The organism is Micromonospora sp. ALFpr18c (assembly GCF_008868155.1).
Lineage (GTDB): Bacteria > Actinomycetota > Actinomycetes > Mycobacteriales > Micromonosporaceae > Micromonospora.
Window position 1 is genome coordinate 1 of record NZ_WBKR01000358.1, and the last position, 2248, is coordinate 2248.

Annotated in this window: 2 protein-coding genes; both read right to left on the bottom strand. The window is 66.8% G+C overall.

The window, feature by feature from the left end; translation table 11 throughout:
- Positions 1-16: 16 nt before the first annotated feature.
- The gene (locus F8271_RS34335; RefSeq protein WP_357951828.1) at positions 17-274 is read right to left on the bottom strand and encodes an FAD-dependent oxidoreductase; all 258 of its coding nucleotides are present in this window, start codon (positions 272-274) and stop codon (positions 17-19) included.
- A gap of 274 nt (positions 275-548) precedes the next feature.
- Entirely contained in the window at positions 549-1292 is a 744-nt protein-coding gene (locus F8271_RS33945) for an FAD-dependent oxidoreductase (RefSeq protein WP_255473771.1), read from the bottom strand.
- Positions 1293-2248 lie beyond the last annotated feature (956 nt).

Consider the following 2248-nt stretch of genomic DNA (forward strand, 5'->3'; position numbering starts at 1 on the left):
CGGTCCCGGCGGACCGTCAGCCGGCCATCACCCGCTGGTGCAGTGCCGACACCGCCGACCGGGCCGCCACGAACGCGCCGTGCTGCCAGGCCACCTCGTGGCTCAGCCAGTCCCCCGCGAAGTAGACCCGCCCGGCCGGCTGGAGCAGCAGGTTGTAGCCGGGCGTGCCGTAGCGGGGCGAGGTCCAGGCGCCCTCGATGCAGCGGGTCCGGTCCCAGGCGTGCGAGTACGAGGTGACCAGCTCACTGCGGTACTTGTCGCCGTGGATCTTCACGCCCTGCGTAATCGCGCGCTCCCTGCGCTGCTCGGGCGTGAGACCGCTGTACGCCCGGGCGTTCGCCCCGGTGTTGTTAGTAGCCGACGACCAGGCCGCGCTTGCCGTGGAAACCGTAGGACGGGTACCAGATCTGTGACAGGTCCAGATCGGTCTCGGGGATGCCGCCGGTCGGTCACACCGGTCACCTCGGCGTCGAGCCGGATCCGGTGCATGCCCACGGCCTTCGCCAGTGCTCGGGGAATCTGGTCCATGCCGCCGACCGGCTGGAACATCAGCATGGCCTGGTCGTAGCCGAACTCGAAGGAGAAGTGCCGGCCGACGTTGCTGGCGAAAACGTCGGAGAGCGCAGGCTGCCCACGTCGTTGCCCGCGCCCGGATACGCGGAGAAGCCGCGCCTGTTGGTCCCGGTGTCCGCCCAGTCGCTGGTGCGTCCACCGATCGCGCCGAAGCTCTGCAGGAACGCCAGCAGCCGGTCGCGGTCCCCAGTGGTGAGCCGACCGTCCAACGCGCCCCGGTCGGTGGCCTTGGCGAGCAGTTCCGAGACGTAGCCGTACACGTCGGCCTGGCGGTGCGGTACCGGACCGGCTCGGTCATTCCGGCGGACTCGTTGTAGATCCAGGCGTCCGCGTTCTGGTTGGTGAAGACCTCGACGGGTACGCCGAGTTCCCGGCAGTAGTCCCATGGTGACCATCCACTGCGCGATCCGGCCCGGCCTCGCATTGAAGTAGACCCCGTCGGAGAAGCCGGCCCGCTGGGTGCGTCCATCCAGGTCGGTCTCGACGTCGCCACCCCGGATGGTCAGTTTCCGCCCACCGACGCGGTGCCGCGCCTCGAGGATCGTGCAGCGGTAACCCGCCTTGCCCAACTCGTACGCGGCGGTGAGACCCGCGATGCCGCCGCCGAGAATGACCACGCTGGCACCCGGCCGCCCGGTGAGGGTGAAGTCGGACCGCTGCGGCGGCCGGAACGCCGGGGTGACCGACGCGGCCGCGTTGGGGGCGAGCCCCATTACCATCGCACCGCACCACCGCTGACTCCCACCGCCCGCAGGAACCCACGCCGGCTGACCATCGACTGCATCTGATCGCTCATGAAGCCCCCACAAGATCGACTCACAGAGCGCGTGTTACGGGGATCACGTCGTGCTGTTTTCCGGGTGATATCAGATCGTCCGCCCAGGACGAGACGGACATCTGCCGCGCGGCACACCAGGAGCGCGGAACAGGACGTTGCGCTCCACGAACATCAGGCATTCCCACAGCTACCTGGCTACCACCGCCCACGTGTGGGCAATTACTCAGTGTGACCAGCATCACACTATACTCGTACATGAACCCGACGGCAAAACCCTCCGTTCTCCTATTAGAGCTGCGAAATTTGCTCGGCAAGAATACCGGCAGGTGCAAACTACGCAAGGAAATCGCGTTTCCCCTATGGCGAGGAGAGTGTGATGCCCCCCTCCACACCAAACAATGCCTACCCCAACGCATCCTGGGATGTTCCGGTCAGTTCCTTGGGACTCACCGGAATTCCTGCCGATGAGTTAGCGGAGGTAGACCCTGGGCGAAGAATCCATACGCTGCCCACTGAGTTGGTCGCTGAGTTGGCCAAGCTGATGGCGACCCAGGAGGAGGAGCACCCTGGGCGGGAAGTCTTTTCGCTGCCCCCCGAGTTGGCCCCTAAGTTGGCCGCCCTGAGAAAGGCTGCGAAGGCGCCCCCTCGATCCAGTGGACGGTCTCTACCGTCCACTGGGCACCCACACGCGTTCGCTGGGCACACCCCTGGGCCTTCTAGGCAACCCCTACCGCCCGCCGGCTCTCCACCGACCACTGGGCACCTACACACGTTCGCTGGGCACACCCCTGGGCCTTCTAGGCAACCCCTACCGCCCGCCGGCTCTCCACCGACCACTGGGCACCTACACACGTTCGCTGGGCACACCCCTGGGCCTTATAGGCAACCCCTACCGCC